The 19,258-nt window shown below is 66.2% G+C and carries 15 protein-coding genes; 7 read left to right on the top strand and 8 right to left on the bottom strand.

What is annotated here, in order from left to right:
• The first annotated feature begins 58 nt into the window (after positions 1-58).
• Together ABIE53_RS08475 and ABIE53_RS08470 are read left to right on the top strand one after the other, a co-directional pair.
• Positions 59-1,024: an NAD-dependent epimerase/dehydratase family protein gene (locus ABIE53_RS08475; RefSeq protein WP_376914989.1), complete on the top strand. Its 966-nt coding sequence runs from the start codon at positions 59-61 to the stop codon at positions 1,022-1,024.
• A 166-nt stretch (positions 1,025-1,190) separates the two neighbouring features.
• Complete coding sequence (locus tag ABIE53_RS08470; RefSeq protein WP_006051135.1) at positions 1,191-1,373, top strand: hypothetical protein; 183 nt, start codon at positions 1,191-1,193, stop codon at positions 1,371-1,373.
• A gap of 72 nt (positions 1,374-1,445) precedes the next feature.
• On the opposite strand, the gene ABIE53_RS08465 is transcribed toward ABIE53_RS08470, so the two are convergent.
• Positions 1,446-2,828 (bottom strand): NCS2 family permease, encoded by a 1,383-nt coding sequence (locus tag ABIE53_RS08465; RefSeq protein ID WP_006051136.1) that lies wholly within the window; start codon positions 2,826-2,828, stop codon positions 1,446-1,448.
• A 564-nt stretch (positions 2,829-3,392) separates the two neighbouring features.
• On the opposite strand from ABIE53_RS08465, the gene ABIE53_RS08460 reads away from it, so the two are divergent.
• Positions 3,393-4,403 (top strand): PRC-barrel domain-containing protein, encoded by a 1,011-nt coding sequence (locus tag ABIE53_RS08460; protein ID WP_107708456.1) that lies wholly within the window; start codon positions 3,393-3,395, stop codon positions 4,401-4,403.
• Positions 4,400-5,656, top strand: coding sequence for an MFS transporter (locus ABIE53_RS08455; protein ID WP_029969112.1), 1,257 nt, complete (start codon positions 4,400-4,402; stop codon positions 5,654-5,656). Before ABIE53_RS08460 ends, ABIE53_RS08455 begins: the two co-directional genes overlap by 4 nt.
• 90 nt (positions 5,657-5,746) lie before the next feature.
• On the opposite strand, the gene ABIE53_RS08450 is transcribed toward ABIE53_RS08455, so the two are convergent.
• Both ABIE53_RS08450 and ABIE53_RS08445 read right to left on the bottom strand, forming a co-directional pair.
• Positions 5,747-7,093: an MFS transporter gene (locus tag ABIE53_RS08450; RefSeq protein ID WP_107708458.1), complete on the bottom strand. Its 1,347-nt coding sequence runs from the start codon at positions 7,091-7,093 to the stop codon at positions 5,747-5,749.
• A 91-nt stretch (positions 7,094-7,184) separates the two neighbouring features.
• Positions 7,185-8,357 carry a M20 aminoacylase family protein gene (locus ABIE53_RS08445; protein WP_107708460.1) on the bottom strand — a complete coding sequence of 391 codons (1,173 nt, stop codon included), beginning with the start codon at positions 8,355-8,357 and terminating at the stop codon, positions 7,185-7,187.
• A gap of 116 nt (positions 8,358-8,473) precedes the next feature.
• Here ABIE53_RS08445 and ABIE53_RS08440 point away from each other — a divergent pair, with 116 nt between their 5' ends.
• On the top strand, positions 8,474-9,424 hold the full coding sequence (locus ABIE53_RS08440; protein ID WP_006051141.1) for a LysR family transcriptional regulator: 951 nt from the start codon (positions 8,474-8,476) through the stop codon (positions 9,422-9,424).
• A 14-nt stretch (positions 9,425-9,438) separates the two neighbouring features.
• Here the strand turns inward: ABIE53_RS08440 and ABIE53_RS08435 are convergent, their stop codons facing one another.
• Entirely contained in the window at positions 9,439-10,332 is an 894-nt protein-coding gene (locus ABIE53_RS08435) for a LysR family transcriptional regulator ArgP (protein ID WP_107708462.1), read from the bottom strand.
• Between the two features lie 97 nt (positions 10,333-10,429).
• Here ABIE53_RS08435 and ABIE53_RS08430 point away from each other — a divergent pair, with 97 nt between their 5' ends.
• A complete protein-coding gene (locus tag ABIE53_RS08430; protein WP_107708464.1) occupies positions 10,430-11,050 on the top strand; it encodes a LysE/ArgO family amino acid transporter in 621 nt (206 codons plus the stop codon).
• 77 nt (positions 11,051-11,127) lie between these two features.
• Here ABIE53_RS08430 and ABIE53_RS08425 read toward each other — a convergent pair whose 3' ends face one another.
• From ABIE53_RS08425 to ABIE53_RS08410, 4 genes are read right to left on the bottom strand one after another with little or no spacing between them, the layout of a single operon-like run.
• Positions 11,128-12,063: an alpha-amylase family protein gene (locus ABIE53_RS08425; protein ID WP_107708466.1), complete on the bottom strand. Its 936-nt coding sequence runs from the start codon at positions 12,061-12,063 to the stop codon at positions 11,128-11,130.
• A 35-nt stretch (positions 12,064-12,098) separates the two neighbouring features.
• Positions 12,099-14,759 (bottom strand): NfrA family protein, encoded by a 2,661-nt coding sequence (locus ABIE53_RS08420; protein WP_114156061.1) that lies wholly within the window; start codon positions 14,757-14,759, stop codon positions 12,099-12,101.
• Positions 14,756-16,921: a glycosyl transferase family protein gene (locus tag ABIE53_RS08415; protein WP_107708470.1), complete on the bottom strand. Its 2,166-nt coding sequence runs from the start codon at positions 16,919-16,921 to the stop codon at positions 14,756-14,758. The genes ABIE53_RS08420 and ABIE53_RS08415 overlap by 4 nt, the downstream gene beginning before the upstream one ends.
• Complete coding sequence (locus ABIE53_RS08410) at positions 16,918-18,639, bottom strand: cellulose biosynthesis cyclic di-GMP-binding regulatory protein BcsB (RefSeq protein WP_376914983.1); 1,722 nt, start codon at positions 18,637-18,639, stop codon at positions 16,918-16,920. Before ABIE53_RS08410 ends, ABIE53_RS08415 begins: the two co-directional genes overlap by 4 nt.
• A gap of 13 nt (positions 18,640-18,652) precedes the next feature.
• Here ABIE53_RS08410 and ABIE53_RS08405 point away from each other — a divergent pair, with 13 nt between their 5' ends.
• Entirely contained in the window at positions 18,653-19,222 is a 570-nt protein-coding gene (locus ABIE53_RS08405; protein ID WP_376914981.1) for a hypothetical protein, read from the top strand.
• Positions 19,223-19,258: the final 36 nt, after the last annotated feature.

Here is a 19,258-nt window from a genome sequence, read left to right as displayed (position 1 = left end):
GTCAAGATTGATTTGAGACTAAGACGCTTTTTGCGAGAATCAAGACGGCGGATACTGCATGCCTGTCATCGTGTTTCCACTCAGGCACTCAGGAGAACGTCTTGAAGATTTTCATATTACAGGCGCAAGCGGTTTTATCGGCGGTTCGATTGCGGCGCATCTGGTGCGCGCCGGTCATCAGGTGCGCGGTCTGATCCGCAAGCCCGAACATCGCGACGAGTTGAAGCGGCTCGGCATCGAACCGGTTATCGGCACGCTCGACGACCGCGCGTTGCTGATCGCCGAAGCGCAAGCCGCCGACGCCGTCATCAATGCCGCCAGCAGCGATCACGAAGGCGCGGTGAGCGCGCTGATCGAAGGACTCGCCGGCTCCGGCAAACCGTTTCTGCATACGAGCGGCTCGAGCATCGTCGGCGATGCGTCCGGCGGCGAAGCGGCGCAGGCGCGCATCTATCACGAAGACGCGCTGCCCGAGCCGACCGCGGACAAAGCGGCACGCGTCGCGATCGACCGTCAGGTGCTCGAAGCGGCACAGCGCAATATCCGCTCGGCGGTGCTTTGCAATACGCTGATCTACGGACACGGCGCGGTGGCGGGCAGCGCGAGCGTGCAGTTGCCGCGCCTCGTGCGGCAGGCGCAAAAGAGCGGCGTGGTGCGCCATGTCGGCAGCGGCGGCAACACGTGGTCGAACGTGCATATCGACGACGTCGCGGAACTCTATCGGCTCGCGTTGGAGAAAAGCCCTGCCGGCATGTTCTATTTCGTCGAAAGCGGTGAAGCGTCGTTCCGCGAGATGAGCGCCGCGATTGCCCGCGCGATGAACCTCGGCGAGCCGCAAGACTGGCCGCTCGACGAAGCGCAAAAAGAATGGGGCTACGAAATGGCGTCGTACGGGCTCGGTTCAAACAGCCGCGTGCGCGGCGAGCGCGCGCGCGAACTGCTGGGTTGGCAGCCGAAGCGCACGTCGGTGATCGAGTGGATCGAGCGCGACATGATGGCCGGGCTCGCGGCTCAAGCGGCTTAAGCGGCTTAAGCGGTGTATTAAGCGATGTAAGTTGTGTAAGCGCCGGCGTTGCTAATCCGTAAGCTCAACTCGATAGAATCGCGCTCAGCTAAACCACGCAGTTTTGCGCGTGAAGCTGAGCCCCGCGGTTCGACATTCGAGCCGCCCATGAGCCCGGATTGGATCGATGACTTTGGCGCTGAATTTCGACTGGCTGACGAATCTGCTGGCGATTCTGTTCGTCGTCGCGTGCCTTTACGATGCACGCTACGACGAGTACGGCACGTTGACCTTGTCGGCGGCCCTGATGAGTCTCGCCGTGATGGCGATCGAACTGTTTCTCAAGCCTGCATTCGACATGGCGTTGTGAGCGCGGCGCGCGGCATTCGTTAGCACGGGCCGCACGCGCGCGCTGCATCAACTATCACATCATGCGATCAGATCAGATCGCCCAGCCGCCCAGATAAAACCCCACCAGCACGAGCGCAATCGCCACTGTTCCCACGTTCAGCTTGCGATATTCGCCGCTCACCACGCGACCGATCACGAGCGTCGCGAAGCCGAGCATGATGCCGGTCACGATGTTCGCCGTGAGCACGATAAAGACCGCGCACATGAGACCCGACATCGCGTCGACCATATCGTCCATATGCAGCTTGCTCACGTTCGAGAGCATCAGGAGTCCGACATACATGAGCGCGGGCGCCGTCGCGTACGAAGGCACGAGGCCCGCGAGCGGCGAGAAGAACATCACGCCGAGAAACAGCAGGCCGACCACCGCCGCCGCCATGCCGGTCTTCGCGCCGGCCGCCACGCCGACCGTCGATTCGATGTACGCCGCAGCCGGCGCGCCGCCGAGCAGGCCCGAGAAAATCGAACTGACCGAATCCGCCGTCAGCGCGCGGCCGCCGTTGATGATGCGGCCGTTTTCATCGAGTTGACCCGCTTGTCCGGCGACCGCGCGGATCGTGCCGGTCGCGTCGAACACCGCGGTCATCACGAGCGCGAGGACGCTCGGCAGCACCGCCATCGAGAGCGCGCCCTTGATGTCCATTGCGCCGATCAGCGACTCGTGTCCCGGCGCGCTCAGCGACGGCACCGCGAACACGCCATGAAACGACACGGCCGGATCGACGAGCAGCGCGATCGCCGAAATGGCGACGATGACGATCAGGATCGAGCCCGGCACGCGACGGCGCACCAGCCCGAAAATCGCCGCGAGTCCCGCGACCGACATCAGCGCCGGCAACGCAGTGATGTTGCCGAGCGCGACCGGCAAACCGGCGCCCGGATTCTTGACGACGAGACCGACTTCGTTGGCGGCGATCAGCAGCAGAAAAAGACCGATGCCGATGCCCGTGCCGTGCGCGATGCCCGTCGGCAGATTGCGAAGAATCCACGAACGCACGCCGGTCACGGAAATGCCCGTGAACACGACGCCCATCAGAAACACCGCGCCGAGCGCGACCGTCGGATGCAAACCTTTGCCGAGCACGAGGCCGAACGCCGTGAACGCGGTCAGCGAAATGGCGCAGCCGATCGCGATCGGCAGACGCGCCCACACGCCCATCAGCAGCGAGCCGAACGCGGTCGTGAGGCACACGGCGACGAACACCGCGCTCGTGTCGAAGCCCGCCTTGCCGAACATGCCCGGCACCACGAACACGGAATAGACCATCGCGAGAAAAGTCGTAATTCCCGCGACGATTTCCTGGCGCTGCGAACTGCCGCGCGCGGAAATCTGGAAGTAGCGGTCGAGAAAGCCCTTGGTGTCGAATGACTCGGCGCCGGCTTCGGAAAGCGGCTGGGCGTGGGGTTCCATCATGATGAGTGCCTCCTTTATCAGCATGCTGAAACGGCCGTCGAAGTGGCCGTCATCAGGTTCGTCTCGTTGCGTTGGTTTAATTGATGTGTGCGTGCGATGAAGCGCGTTGTCCGCGTTTGTCTGCGTCGGCCCGCTTTGTGTTTTTTTGTGTCTCGTTTTGTGTCTCGAAATGTAGGCCAATGCAGATATATCTCCCATCGCATGGATGGCATGCCCGGCATGTCGCGATGCTTATATCGTTTAAGCGACGGCGAAGGTCGTCGTGGATCCGCGTGTTTACACCTACCGCCTGGCTGTCTGTCTTCGCAGCTGAGATAGGACAGATGAAAGCCTTTTGAGAGCTTTGGACTCTGCAATGTCCGCAAAGCAGGAACGCGTGGGCGAACATTCAGCCTTGCATTCAGCCGCGTACCTTTGCAGCGCGCTGCGGCACGAAGCGTGCTTGCCGCGGCGCGCTCGCCACGCCCCGAAAACGGGCCCCGCCGACGTCGCGGGTTAAACTCTTGGCCGTACTGTCCAACCGCGGCCCCTCGAAAGCCGCACCGGTCCATGGAGTTTTCCCCGATGAGTGGCGGCTTTTCGCTTCCCGCATGGCGTCAAACCCTTCTCGCCGCGTTCGCGCTGCTGGCGCTGCTTGCGCTGTCCGGTTGCAGCAGCCTGCTGTGGGGCACGCAGCAGGCGCCGATCGTCGAAGCCACGGTGATGCCGGTCGAAGCCGCGAGCGCGCCGGTGGCCGCATCGGCGCCGGAGCCCGTCGAAACCGAAGCCGCCGAGCCCGAGCAGCCGAAGAAGCCGAAGAAGCCGGTCGTCAAGCCGCACAAGGTCGAGCCGCCGCCGCCCGTCGTTGCGCCGCCTCCCCCGCCGCCGCCTCCTCCGCCGCTGATCCTCGTGCGCACGATCGAGCGCAACGACGCGCATACGCTGCTCGACAGCCAGGTGCAGAAGCCGGACGGCAAGGTCGTCGGACGGGCGGTCGACATGATCGCGGACGCGAGCGGCAAGCCGCGTGAAGTCGTCGTGAATCTGCAAGGCTTCTTGGGTGTCGGCGACCGCAAGGTCAATTTCGCGTGGAACGCGTTCCGCTTCACGCCGGCCGCGAAGACCGCGCCGATCACGCTGAATCCGTCGGCGGTGCCGGTGAATCCGGCGAAGTCGAATGCGGCGATGCAGTTGCCGCTGATCGACGCGACCGTCGAGCGTTCGAACGGCGCCAAGGTGGGCCGCGTGATCGACGTGCTGATCGACGCCAGCGCGCAGCCGCAGGCGGTCGTGCTCGACGTCAACGGCATGGTCAGCACCGAGCGGCGCACGATTGCCGCGAACTGGTCGGCGCTGCGCTTCGTCACGAAAGACAAGGAGCTGCATCCGCTAATCGATTTGAGCGATGCGCAGATCAACGCGGCGCCACCCTACGCGAGCGATAAGCCGATCCGCGCGGTGTCGCCCGCGCCGCCCGCCGCTGCTGCTGCGCCTGCGTCCACAGCGACCGCGCCTGCGGCTGCTGCGGCGCCCACTTCCGCTCCTGCTTCCGCGGCAACCTCCGCGGCCGGTTCAAACGCACGGGCGGTCCGATGACAGGCCGCACTATGGTTACCGCGCGAAGTCTGCGCGCACTCGACTGGCTGAACTTCTTCGTTGCAAACGTGCAGACGGGCTTCGGTCCGTTCATCGCGTCGTATCTCGCGTCGCATAAGTGGACCCAGGGCGAGATCGGCATGGCGCTTTCCGTGGGCACGATCAGCGCGATGGTGAGCCAGGTGCCGGGCGGCGCCGCCGTCGACGCGTTGCGCAACAAGAAAGGCGCGGCCGCCTGGGCGATCTTCGCGATCATCGTGAGCGCGGTGCTGCTCGCCACGAGTCCGACGGTGCTGCCGGTGATCGCCGCCGAAGTCTTCCACGGATTCGCGAGCTGCATGCTGACGCCGGCGCTCGCCGCGATTTCGTTCGCGCTCGTCGGGCGCGCGAATCTCGGCGACCGGCTCGGACGCAACGCGCGCTGGGCGTCGATCGGCAGCGCGGTCGCGGCCGGCCTGATGGGCGTGTTCGGCGAGTACTACTCGCCGCGCGCGGTGTTCTGGCTGACCGCGGGGCTCGCCGTGCCCGCGCTGGTCGCGCTCTCGATGATCCAGCGCACCGACACAATCCAGTTGCCGAAAGCCGCGCCGACGCCGGAGCAGATTGAGCGCCGCGAAAGTCTGCGCGAGCTGCTGCGCGACAGGCGCATGCTGCTGTTCGCGGCCTGCATCGTGCTGTTTCACTTGTCCAACGCGGCGATGCTCAATCTCGCCGCCGGCGAAGTCACTGCGGGCATGGGCGACAACGTGCAGCTCGTGATCGCGGCGTGCATCATCGTGCCGCAAGCGATCGTCGCGATGATGTCGCCGTGGGTCGGCCGTTCGGCGGAACGCTGGGGACGCCGGCCAATCCTGCTGCTGGGCTTTTCCGCGTTGCCGATCCGCGCGCTGCTGTTCGCTGGAATCAGCAGCCCGTATCTGCTCGTACCGGTGCAACTGCTCGACGGTCTGAGCGCTGCGGTGTTCGGCGTGATGCTGCCTCTGATTGCCGCCGACGTCGCCGGCGGCAAGGGGCGCTACAACCTGTGCATTGGCCTCTTCGGGCTGGCGGCGGGCATCGGCGCGACGTTGAGCACGACGGCGGCCGGTTTCATCGCCGATCATTTCGGCAATGCGGTCGCGTTCTTCGGACTCGCGGCCGCGGGCGCGCTGGCCGTGCTGCTGGTGTGGGCGGCGATGCCCGAGACGCGCGATGCCGCCGCGGAGGAAGATGGCGAAGCGGTAGCGGGCGGCGGCGGCTCGGCGGTCAGATAAAGCGAAGCCGCGAACGAACGCGGCTGAACGCGGCTGAAGAAAACCACCCGGTCTGCGGCGCGCGATGCGCCGCAGACATCACGCTCAACATCAATCTATCGCCCGCCCCGCCGTTTCGCGCATGAACGGCAGCGGCACCAACGACACCAGTCCGCAGCCAATCAGATACCACGCGGGCGCAAGGTTGCTGCCGGAAAGCTGAATCAGCCACGTCGCGAAAAACTGCGCGAATCCGCCGAAAATCGACACGCCGAGACAATAGACAATCGACATCCCCGTCGCGCGGATTTCGCGTGGAAACAGCTCCGGCAGCATCACGATATTGGGCACCGCCGTGAACGCGACCAGCACGGCCAGCGCGGCGACCACGGCGAGCAGCACCGGCACTGTCGGCGACGCGTTGATCGCGATGAACGCCGGATAGACGGCTGCAATCAGCAACACGCGCGAGACCAACAGAACGGGTTTGCGTCCGACGCGGTCCGACAACGCGCCCGCGAACGGCGAGCACACCACCGTCACCGCCGCGGCGGTCCATGCCGCCCACAGCGCCGACGACATCGGCAAATGCAGAATGCGGATCGCGTAGGTGGACAGATAGAAGAGCACGATGTAATTCGCCGCGGTCCCGCCGATGGTCGTGACGACGCCCGCGGCGATCGAGCGCGAATGGTCGCGAAACAGCTTGCGCACCGGCTGCGTGGCCGCGTCAGCGTTCACGGGCGCGTTGCCGTCTTCGACGCCGGGCAGCGTCTCGTTCAGATGACGCCGGATATAGATGCCGATCGGCCCCATCGCCATGCCGATCACGAACGGCACGCGCCAGCCCCAGCTTTCGAGCGCCGCGGTCGACAGGGCGGCGGCGAGCGCAACGCCCAGCAGCGAACCGCAGACCGTGTTCATGCCCTGGCTCACGAACTGCCAGCTTCCGTAGAAGCCGCGCGTTTTATCGCTGCCGTACTCCATCAGCAGCGACGTCGAGGCGCCGACCTCACCGCCCAACGCAAAGCCCTGAACCAGACGCGCGACGATCACCAGCACCGGCGCGGCCACGCCGATCGCCGCATAGGTCGGCGCGAACGCGATGATCGCCGAGCCGAGCGTCATCAGCCACAGCGTGAGGCTCATCGCCGCCTTGCGGCCGGCGCGGTCCGCGTAAGCGCCCAGCACCACGCCGCCCACCGGACGCATGATGAAGCCCACGCCGAACGTGCCCACCGCGAGCATCAACTGCGCGAGCTGTCCTTCGACCGGAAAATACAGCTTGCCGATGATCGTCGCGAAGAAGCTGTAAATCGTGAAGTCGAAAAACTCGAGCCCGTTGCCGAGCGTGATCGCGGCAATCGCCTTCGCGCGGCTCGCGCGCTGCGTGTCGTGGGCAGGTTCGTCGCTGGACGCGTCGTGCGCGGCGGGGTGCTGTGCGGCTGAATAGTCCATCCGTGTCTCCATGATTTCTTTACGTCGATGCCGATGCGCGGCAAGCTGGCCTCAGCGCCTCAGCGCCTCAGCGCCTCAGCGCCTCAGCGCGTCAGGCGAGGAACGTCTGCGCAAGCCGAACCCAATAAGCCGCGCCTGTCGCGAGGCATGCGTCGTTGAAGTCGTAGCCCGGGTTATGGACCATGCAACCGCCCTCGCCGTCGCCATTGCCGATGATCAGATAGCTGCCCGCACAGCGCTCGAGCAGGAACGCGAAGTCCTCGCTGCCGGTGAGCGGCTGCATGCCGTCGATCAACCCTTCTTCGCCCAGCCAGTCGAGCGCGACCTGGCGCGCGAGATGCGTCATTTCCGTATCGTTGACGAGCACCGGATAGCGGCGCTGATAGTCGACCCGCGCCCGCGCGCCGTAGACGGCCGCCTGTCCGCAGGCCACCGCCGTGATCCGCTCCTGCAGATGGTCGCGGACCTCGGGCCTGAGCGCGCGCACCGACAGGCGCATCTCCGCGGTTTCGGGAATCACGTTCGGCGCGTCGCCGGCGTGAATCGCGCCGACGGTGATGATCGCCATATCGAGCGGCGCGATGTTGCGCGACACGATGGACTGCAACGCCAGCACGATCTGCGCGCAGACGACGACCGGATCGACCGCCTTGTGCGGCATCGCGCCGTGCCCGCCGCGCCCGGTCACGGTAATGATCACCGTATCCGATGAAGCCATGAATGAACCCGGCAGGAATCCGAACTTTCCGGTCGGAAAACCCGGCATGTTGTGCATCGCGAAGACGCCGTCGCAGGGAAATTTCTCAAAGAGACCGTCTTCGAGCATTTTGCGTGCGCCGGCGAGGCCCTCTTCGGCCGGCTGAAAAATCAGATTCAACGTACCGTCGAAGCACTTCTCGCGCGCCAGATGCTTCGCGGCGGCGAGCAGCATGGCCGTGTGGCCGTCGTGACCGCATGCGTGCATCTTGCCCGGCACCTTGCTCGCGTACGGCAGACCCGTCGTTTCGTGGATAGGCAGCGCGTCCATGTCGGCGCGCAGACCCAGCCGGCGCGTCCCGTTGCCGACTTTCAACTGGCCGACAACGCCGGTCTGTCCCAGTCCGCGATGCACGGTGTAGCCCCACTCCTGCAAGCGTTCGGCGACGAGATCGCCGGTCGCGAATTCCTCGTACGCAAGCTCCGGCTGCGCGTGGATGCGATGCCGCAGCGCGATCATCTCGTCTTCGAGTTCGGCAATGCCCGCTGGAATGGCCATGGTGTTCACGGTGCGTCTCCTTTATCAATGCGTGAACCCAGCATAGCGACGCGCTTTTTTGACAGGCAGGCGTAGAATCGTTGCGGCGGCAACTTCCGGTTGCCGCCTCACTCGACGTCTCTTAGATGAAACTCCATCAGCTCAGCACCTTGGCGGCAATCGCGGATACCGGAAGTATCCGGGCGGCCGCGCGTTCACTCGGACTGTCGCCGGCCGCGGTGACCAAGGCGATGCGCGAACTGGAAGCGGATCTGCACGCGCCGCTCGTCGTGCGCAGCGCGAGCGGCGTCGCCTTCACCGAGTTCGGCCGCGCGCTCGTCGTACACGCGCGCGTCGTGCTCGGGCAATTGCAGCGGGCGGAGGCGGAAATCGAAGCGATGCGCGGCGCGGCGGCCGGCAAGCTGTCGATCGGCGTCACGCCGTGGGTCGCGTTGACGTTCCTGCCGCCCGCCGTGCAGCGCTTCCGCCAACGCATGCCTGAAGTGCAACTTGAGTTCTTCGAAGGCTTGCTCGCGGTCGTGCAACCACGGCTGCGCGACGGCAGCCTCGATTTCTCGATCGGCCGTCCGCCGCCCGCGTCGCCGGTATCGGAATTTCACAACACGCCGCTGTTCTCGACGCATTCGGCGGTGGTCGCGCGGCGCGATCATCCGAAAGCCGGTTGCCGCAGCCTGCTCGAACTCGAGGACGCCGAATGGGTGCTGAACTGGGACCCGGCGAGCCGCGAGTCGATCTCCGATAACCTGTTCCGCAAGCGCGGCATGCGCGTGCCGCACACGATCCATCTCGCGCATTCGCTCGCGGTCGTGCTGGGGCTGCTCGCGCATACCGACATGCTGAGCATCTTTCCGTGGCCGCTCGTCGAAGTGACGCTCGCGAAAGAAAATCTGTGGGCGCTGCCGCTGCGCGAAACGGTCGATGAAACGATGGTCAGCATCACCGCGCGCCGCGGTGCGCCGGAAAGTCCGGCGGCGACCTGTTTCCTGGGCTGCCTGCGTGAAGTCATCGACGAGGGCGCGCGCTCGCAAGATCCCGAGCAGCGCCGTCTCTTTCACTCGATCGAGTTGCTGCTGTAACGCGGCCTGCGCAACTAATCGAGAAACTCGGCGGCGCGCTTGCGCAACACTGCGCTGAAATCGTCGAGCCAGCCAATCGACAGACGCCAGCTCTGCCAATAAAGATCGACGTCGATATGCTTGCCGGGCGCCATCTCCACAAGTTCGCCGCTCGCGAGATGCGCGGCGATCATGCGCTCGGGACACATGCCCCAGCCGAGCCCGGTCACGCAGGCACGCAAAAATCCCGCGACGTGCGGAATCCAGTGCAACGGCGGGTCCACTTCCGCCCGCGTGATACGGCGCATGAAGCGCTTTTGCAACTGGTCCTTCGGATTGAAATCGACGCACGGCGCGCGGCGCAGACTGTCGCGCGTGACGCCGTCCGCGAAATGACGCGCGAAAAGCGCGGGCGAGCAGACCGCGAGATAACGCATGCGCCCAAGACGCGTGGAACGGCAGCCTTGCACCGGCTCGGCTTGCGTGGTCACCGCGCCCTGCACGCTGCCGTCGCGGATGCGCTGCGCGGTGTGATCCTGATCGTCGATCACGAGGTCGAGCAGCATTTGACGCTCGGCGCAAAACGGCGCGACGGCATCGATGAACCAGGTGCCGACGCTGTCGTCGTTGACCGCGACGCGCAGTGTCGGCCATGCTTCGACGAGACCGCCCGGCAACGCGGGCACGCGGCCGGTCAGTTCGGCTTCGAGCAATTGCACGCGCTCGGTATGACGGCACAGCAACGCGCCGGAGGTCGTCGCGACACACGGCTGGCCGCGCTTGACGAGCACGCTGCCCACGCGCTCCTCGAGCAGCTTGACGCGCTGCGAGACCGCCGAGGGCGTGACGTTCAACGCGCTCGCCGCGCGGTCGAACGAACCGTGCCGCACCACGGCGGCGAGCGCATCGAGCAGCGCATAGTCGAGCATTAGCATTCCTTAATCGGCGTTAGTTAAATTAGCTTCTCTTATCGGATCGGAATCCGCAGACTAGCCACATTCGCTTCTCCCGTCTACTGGATCGACTATGAACTGGCTGTCTTTTTCTCATGGCGCGGCGTTATGCGCGTCGCTGATCGTGACCATCGGCGCACAGAACGCCTTCGTGCTGCGGCAAGGCATCATGCGCTCGCATGTCGGCAAGATCGTCGCGCTGTGCGCGCTGTCGGACTGCATTCTGATTAGCGCGGGCGTCGGTGGCGCGTCGGTGCTCGTCGAGCGCTATCCAGTCTTCGTGCACGTCATGCTGTATGTCGGGCTCGCCTATCTCGTGTGGTTCGGCATTAACGCGCTGCGCCGCGCGGTGCGGCCCGGGCATGCGGTCATGGACGCCGGCACCGGCGACGGCGCGCCGCCCGCGCAACGCGCACTGCCGATCGTGCTGATGACGCTCGCCTTTACGTGGCTCAATCCGCACGTGTATCTCGACACGTTCCTGCTGATCGGCACCGCGGGCGCGCGCGAACCGGACGGCGCACGCGTGGCGTTCGCGGTCGGCGCGATGGCGGTGAGCTGCGTGTGGTTCATCGGACTGGGCTGGGGCGCGCGTGCGCTCGCGCCGCTGTTTCGCCGCGCCACTGCGTGGCGCGTGCTGGACGGCGCGATCGGCAGCATGATTTTGTTGCTGGCGGTTACGCAGTTCCGTTGAATCAGGTGCGTTGAATCAGTTGCGTGAAGCCATCGCGTCGAAGCGGTCACAGCCTGGCGCAACGCGCACCAGCGCCGTTAACTCCGCGGACGCTCGACAGCCAGCAACTCTTGCACAAGCTGAGCGGACACATAATGCGGACCGTCGAACAGATAGACCCGATGGCCGCGATACGCAAACAGTTGCGGCGCGAGTTCCGCCGCGCTCGCCGGGCGGAACTCGCCGCCCGTGCCCGGACGAAACGCCTCGGCGATGATCCTCACGCGGCGCTCGCCTAGCCGCGTCGCCAGCGCGTCCGCATAAGCGCGCGCGGCGGCCGGGCCGCGCGTATAGACGCCGCAACCGTCCTGGAAAAACACGCCGACGTCGTGCGGCAGCCAGCCGTCGAGCCACGCGGCAAGCGCTTCGCCGCCGCGGTTCGAATTGTCGTAGACGCTGATCCACAAAGGCCGGGGCAACCGGTCGAGCAAAGGCCCGAGCGCCCTCGCGCCTTCCCACGTCGGATCGACTTCGACCGGAAAGTAATAGCCCGCGACGCGAACCGGCGGCCGCGCCGCGAGCAGCCTGCGCGATTGCTCGATCAACTGCGCCGCTTGCGCGCGCGCGGACGTCTCGTCAAAGCGGCCCGCAAGACCGACGATCACATTGCGCGCCCAGGGCTCGTCGGCGATGCGCGTCCAGTCGGGCAAACGGCGGGCGGCTTTCAGGCCGTCCGACGCATCCACGCCTGACAGATAAGCGGTGCCGTCCACCGCCGTCCACTGCACGAGCAACTCGCTTACGCCAAGACGCTGCCAGTCTCCACGCGGATCGAGATGGTCCGAGTCCGGCTGCCACACCACCCCTTGCGCGAGGCTGTCCGCACCGCCGGGACGGTTCGTTGCACAGCCGCCGAACACCGCCGTCAACGCACCCGCGGCGAGCAGCGTGCGACGGCGCGGCGAGCGCGGACCCGCGGCCCGCGCACTGCCCTCGCGTGAATCGGATGCGTGTTTGTCGTCAGCCTTCGACATGCAACTCCATGACACTGGAACGGAACTGTGCTGGTTCAATACGCGAACACAGCCCCAAAGAACACGCCGCGAGCGCGATCGTCGCCGGAAATTTTCAGCCGGTACTGCACCGATAGATCGACATACGAGCGCGGCGCGTCGTACTGACTGTCGCGGAACCAGTAGCGCGTCGAGATGCCGACCCCGGCGCCGAGCGGAATGCTGTGATCGACGCTCGAATCGTAGTCGGCCCCCACCACCAGATACGGGAACACGGTCCACTTCGGACTATAGCGGTCCATCCGGAACGTGCGGCCCACTTGCACGTTGGTGGTTGCATACACGGAGCCGGCGTTCAGATACGCGCCCGTTTCCGCGTAAATGCGCGTGGTCCACCACGCAGGCACGTCCACGCGACGCTCGGTGCCGAAGCCGCCCGAATATGCGAGCCGCGCGAGCCAGTCCGGATTCACGCGCGAGCCGATCGGAATGATGCGCTCGAACGCGACGATCGCGTCGATCTGCGTGAACGGTTTGGCGCGCGCGCCGACCGTCGCCTGCAACGTATCGACGCCGCTCGCGCCGCCGTTCTTCACGCCGAAGCTTTCATAGCCGCGCGCATAGACTTCGAACATCCGCTCGCCGAGACTGCCGAACGGCCGCCAGTACGCTTCGACACCGCCTTGCCAGTTGTTCGACGTACCCGGCGTCGGCGACGATGCATAGCCGGGCTGCATGCCCGCGCCGCGATAATTGAGCGACGCGTTAAAGCCCCAGTTGCGCGTGACGTCCGCGTGTGCGCTGCGTATGTCGTTCAGTTGCGCGGGCGTCGAAGTGGACGTCAGCGTGGGCGTCGGCGTCGCGACGCTTTCCGTGTCCGGCGACGGCGCCGCACTCGCGTCGACGGCCCGCTCGAAGTACCGCGCGGCCTCGCGATTTTGATGCGCGTGCATCGCCGCGTAGCCGGCATCCGCGGCCGCGCCTGGCGGCAATGCGCCGGCCTTGTCGGCCATCGTAAAGCGCTCGTACGCAACGCGCCCATTGCCCGCGCGTTGCGCGACGTAGGCAGCCGTCATGTCGGGCAGCGCGTCGAGCATGCCCGCGTTCACCATGTAACGGGCTTGGTCGTTTGCCTCGCGCGCATCGCCCTTGTCGCCCGTGGCGGCCAGCGCGTTGATCAATCGCACGCGATGCTGCGGATCGTCCGGCGCGGCTTGCACTGCGTCGCGGGCATCGCGCAGCGCGGCGGCTTTATCGTTCGCCGCCGATGCTTTCTGCGCTGCGCGCGCCGCGGCAAAGCCCGGATCGGCAGCATAGACATAGCAACTGGAGCCGTACTCATCGAGCAGACATTCGATGATCGGCCGCCGCAGCGGATCGAGCGAACTCGCGACCGGATGGCTCAACGAAGCTCGCGCCCGCGCGCGACGCAGCGCGATCGCGGCATCGGTATCGTCGCTTTTCGTCAGCAACGGCGCGAGCAGATCGAGCGCGCGTTGCGGCTCGGCGGCGGCGATCCATACATCGGCGATGATCGTGCGCGCCACGCGCCGGTCTCGCTCGCTTGCGTGGTTGGCCTTCAACGCAAGGGCGAAGTCTGTGTCGGCATCCGACGCGCGGCCTTGCGCGGCGAGTGCGTAGCCGCGCAACGTGAGCGGCATGAGCGACGCGGCATCGGCCGGAAAATCGGCAATTGCAGCGCTTGCGGCGGCCTCGACAGCCGGCAGATCGTTCGCGGCAAAGAGCGCGTCGATCAACTGCATCCGGTAGCCGAGGCGATCCGGCGCATACGACACCGCGTCGCGTGCGAGCAACGCGGCGCGTGCGTCATCGTGCTGCCGGCGCGCTTCATACGAGGCGGCCGCGGACTTCGGCGCGAGCCTGCTGCCGATAAAGCCACGACGCAAGCGCAACTCGTCGTTATCGCCGAAACGCTTCATCGCATCGAGGTCGGCGGCCCACGCATTCGCATCGTCGCCGGCCGCGCTGGACGCGTCGATCAGCAGCAAGTGCAGACGCAGCAGATCGGGACGCAGCGCGAGCGCGTCGTTGGCATACCTGACCGTGGCCGCGAAGTCCTTCGACGCATACGCCTTGTACGCATGCTGAGCGGCGTTCAGCGCCGCGCCGCTCAACGCATTCGGATCGCCCGCCTGCTGACGGCTGCCGTGTGCGACCGCGCGGGTCGACACACTCAAAGCGTCGATCTGCTTGCGCCGCGAGGTCAATGCGGGGTCGGCGCCGAGTTGCGCGATCGCGTCGCCGAGCGAGCGGCTCGCTTCGCCATAACGACGCTGCGCGGCGAGCGAATTGGCCAACAGCACGCGCAGCGAAACGAGATCGGGCCGCTGGCGAATGGCCTCGCGAGTTCGCGCGACGGCGCCCGCATAATCGCCGCGAGCGTAAGCGGCATAGGCTTCCTGCGCGACACGATAGGCGGCGCCGCTTAGCGGCAGCGCGTTCGGTGCGTTCTGCGCGCTTTGCGCGTTCGGTGCCGAAGCGGCTCCGCTCTGCGCATACGCATTCGACGCCGCGCCTGATGCACCGACAAGCACCACCGCAGCAATCGCGTGCAACACGAATGGCGTGGCGCATGCGCTGAGCCGACGCTCGCGCACATCGCGCGTTGCCGCAAAAAGTCCCCGAAAACGCAGCGAAACAGCAGCCGCGTCCACGCACAGCGCGTCTGCGCGCCGCATAAAAATCGAGTCGATCATTGTGTTGCCGCCAACGCGGCCTGCAGGCGGCGCTGTTCCTGGATGACGTTATCGAGTGCGGCAAGCGAGATCACCTCGCGCGCCACCATATAGTCGCCGATACGGCCGTGGCGGTCCGGACGATAGTGCTGCATCGCGGCTTCGAAAGCCTCGCGGCGCACGTGTCCATGTTCGATCAGCAGATCGCCGATCAGCGGCACGCTGCGCGCGGGCGGCGCGCCCGCGCCCGCGTCCACGTCTGCCAAAGCGGCCACATCGACGCCGCGCAGCAGGCGCAAACCCGCCGCAACCTCGCCCTCGCGAACGATTTCCTGAACCATCGGCCCATCGATCAGCGCGCCCAACTCGGCGAGCACATCGTCGGCGAGCGGACTCGCGCTCAGCAGCTTCGTGCGTCCCTGTGCCGCGTCGATCTGCGGCAGCACGCGATGCCGCACGATCGTCTCGAGCGGCAGACACGCGGCATCGTCGTGAAGCTGGACGGGGTTCAGTCGACCGCGCGGCAGATCCGTCTGAAACGCGATCGCCTCGGCAAGCGTCTCCTCGTCGAGCCAGCCCTTCGCCATCAGCACGCGGCCAAGCGGCGCCTCGCGCGCATGACTCTCGCCGAGCGCCTGCTCGAGCCGGTCGGGATCGATCGCCTGCCACGACAGCAGCAGCTCGCCAAGACGTTGACGGCGATTGTTAAAACCATCCGCCGACGGAAAATCGTGCATGGTCTTGTCCCATGCGAGCCGCTTGCCCGTCACGAGATGCACGATGAACATCTTCCACGCCCGCGCAACGGCCATGAAATTGATGAAGTTGCCGACCACCATGCGCGGCACCGCCAGCACGCCGTGCTCCCAGCCATACAGACGCGTGACGAAGTAGATGCGCTGCACGACGCGCAACACGAGCGCCACCGCGTTGGCCCACAGCAACGCGCGCAGCCACGGCGAGTCGGCGAACGGCGAGGCGATCAGGCCGGGCATCAGGCCGAGCAGATCGGCGCCCGCGAACAGCAGGAACTGGATCACGAGCCCATACGCGATCATGCCGACGAACGCGGTGACGATTCCCTTGCGGTCGCGAAACAGCAGATAGCGATTCGCGAGCGACCCGCTCCAGCCCGTCTGCTTCCACCCTTGCAAGCCGATGCCGAGCGTCCAGCGCGCGCGTTGCCGATAAGCGGTGCGAAACGTATCGGGGAAAAACTCGCGCACACATAAAGGCATCGTTACAGTGATGTCGCGTTCGCGGCCAAAGCCGAACCATGCCTTGCGGCGTGCCGCGAACTGCACGGGAAAGCGCGCGAAGATGGATTGCATGCCCATCTTCGCGAGACGCGCGCCGACGTCGTAGTCTTCGGTGAGACTCTCGGTGTTGAAGGGCTGGTTGTCGGTCTCGGCAATCAGCGACAGCAGCGCGCGCCGCGAAAAGCAGGTGCCCACGCCGGCCGACGGCACCGAGCCCACCAGGCTCTCGCGCACCACAAGGTCTTTGGCGTGCCACTCGGCGAATTCATCCATATAAGTGCCGGCCACGAGCTCGAACCAGTTGCGTTCGAGCGATGCGACCGGCAACTGGATCATGTCCTTGCGCGGCAACAGGTAATTGAAAAAGCGCAGCTCGACCGGATGCAGCACGTCTTCGCTATCGTGCAACACGACGCCCGCGAATTCGATGTCCGCTTCCTGCTCGTAAGCGAAGATCGCCTGAATCACCCAGTTCAGGCAATCGGCCTTGCACGTCGGCCCGTCATGCGGCACTTCCACGCGGCGCAACTGCTTGTAGCGGCGGCGCATGCGCTCGACTTCGGCGATGGTCTGCGGATCGTTCTGATACGTGCCCACGAACACGACATAGTTGCGGTAGTCCATCACGCGCACGAGATCTTCGATCATCGCCGCGACCACGTCGTACTCGTGCCACGCGGGCACCATGATCGCGAGCGGCTGCTCTTCGCGCTGGTAGAGTTGCGCGGCGGTCAGCGGCTTATAGGTGCGCTCCACCGTCACGCGGCGGTAGATCATGCGGCTCCAGTACCAGAGATCGATGAAGAGATCGTCGATGCTCGAGAGCACGATCAGGAACGCCACCAGCGCCGCGAAGTATTCCAGGCCGTGGTAGTAGTGAGCGACCGCGTAGCCCGCATACCATTTGATTAGCGCGATGCTCACGGCTTGTTCCGCGAGTTGTCGCGGCTTCTGCGGCGCGCGCCGTTGGCGATCAGCACGAGCAAGATCAGCAATCCGATCAGCGCGGCGGGCAAGCCCCAGCGCACCCAGCCTCGCATGAACCACGGACCTTCGATGTCGCTCGCGTCGACCACCTGCCCCGGATGACGCGCATCGAACTGGCGCAGCGTGCCGCTGCCGTCGACGATCGCCACGTCGCCGCGCGACAGTTGCAGCGAAGCCGGCAGCACGGCCGGCGCGTCGCCGACGCTCCGGTAGGACACGCCCTGCACGCTGCCCGAACTCACCACCTCGATCACGCCGACGCGGTTCAGACCCGACAGATCCGCGAGCATCTTGCCCGACGAATCGGTGAACGACAGGCGGTCTTTGGCCAGACGCGCGAGGCTCTTTTCATCGGCGAGCGCGACATCCGCAGCGAGAAACGCGCCTTGCGGCTTGACCGCCTCGCCGTCGCGGGCCACGCTGAAAGTTGCACGCGTCGGCGCAATGCCGTTCGCGTTGGCAAGACGCGCGACGCGCGGCAGTGCGCCGGTGGCGTCGCCGAGATAAGCGGCCGGCACGATCACTTCGGCCTGCGATGCAAAGCGCGCCACCATGCCGGTGAAGTCGTCGCTGAGCGTGGCGTCGGCGAGGCGCAAGTGGCTGCTCGCGAGAACCGCGATCGGATGGCCCGGATCGCGTGCACGGCAACCGCCCTCCGGCGGGCGCTGAAATTCGACCCGCAACTGGTTGCGCGGCGCGAGCGCGAAACGCGGCACGTGCGCGGTGATGCGCTGCGGCTTGCCGTTGGCGTTGAGCAGTTGCGAGCCGATCAGCACGTCATTGAAATAGACCGAAGCGGTCTGCGCGGAATTGTCGACGGTCGGCGCCGCGCTCACGTCGAGCACGACGGCGTCCGGCAGCTTGCCGTCACGCGAGGCCGCGCCGAGATCGAAGCTCGCGTCCCAGCTTGCGCGCCCCTGCACGTCGAGCGTGCGGGGCTCGCCGCCGAGCAGCGACAGCGCAATCTGCTCGCCGCGCGCATCCGGCGCGTTGTCGATCTGATGAACCACGAGGCGGCTCGCCACGTCGATGGAACGCCACGTATGCGCGAGCACCGCGACGCCGTCGTTGTCGCCCACCACGATCGCCGCCTGGCCGCCCACGTGCGCGACGCGCACTTCGCCGGCGGCAAGCGGCTTCGCGACCGGATCGATGGCGCGTGCGCGCCACGCGTCGAATGCATCGGCCGCGGCCGGCGATGCGCCCGCCACCTGTTCGCGCAACGCGTCGAGTGAAGTCTTCAAGCTCGCACGCAGCGTGTCGTCGGCGACGATCACATCGGGCGCGAACGCAGCGCCAGGCGCGACGGCGATCAACGCGCCGGCTTCGGCAGCATTCGCGAGCTTATGCGAGCCGCCCGCGGCGAGCGCGGCGAAAGCGGGAATCGCGCGCAACGGCGCAGGCACGTCGATGCCAGTCAGATCCACCGTATCGCCGGCAGCGGGCCACGCGCGCGTGAGGGGCGCGCGGCCTTCGCGCTGCAGCAGCGCCTCGACGCGCCAGCCCGCGTCGAACGCGGGGGCGGCGACGCTGCGCGCGCCGAGCATCACGACCGGCTTGTGCGGCAACGCGCTCCATGCGCCGCGCAGATCGACGATTGCGTCGGGATCGTAGCGATAGGTCAGGCGCGAGGGTCGGCGCGACGCGCCATACATTGCCGATCGCGGTTTGATCCGTGCAGACGTTGTCGTTGATCACCGACGACCAGTCGAGACCGACGCGCACGAAGCCGCTCGGCCGCGCGGCGCCGTCCACGCCGAGCGTCGCCGAGCCGTCGCCCTGTTCCTGCGTGGGACTGCGCGACAGCACGGGCGAGCCGTCGAGCGAAACCAGCATCGTGACGCGGCCGCCGTTGCCGTGCAGATAGCCGCCGTCGATCTGCAGGCTTGCGTCCGTGAGCGGCACGCCGGCCGGCACCGGCAGATACAGTTCCTGGCGGGCGTCCGGCGCGCGCAGCACGAGCGGATCGCGCATGCCGAGTTCGGCCAGCGATATGCTGCGGCTCGCGAGACGGCCGTGGCCGAGTTGCGCGAAGCTGCCGGCGATCTCGGCGGGCTGCTGTGCATGAGCACTGCACGCGAACAGCAGCAGCCCGGCGAACGCGCTCAGCCGGAGGCTTGGGACGCGGGTTTGGCGGCCATCGCGGGCCTGGATTCGCAGCTTGGTAGTGAGCATCATGTTGTCTTGACTCGGATCGGCCAGCGGCCGGCAAAGCCGGGATTGCCCGGCGTGGGTTGAATCAGCAAGGAGTGACGAGTGAGGCCGCGATCTGCC

The sequence above is a fragment of the Paraburkholderia sp. OAS925 genome, assembly GCF_040543975.1.
Lineage (GTDB): Bacteria > Pseudomonadota > Gammaproteobacteria > Burkholderiales > Burkholderiaceae > Paraburkholderia > Paraburkholderia graminis.
Note: the sequence above shows the minus strand (reverse complement) of the source record. Positions and strands in the feature narration are given on the sequence as shown.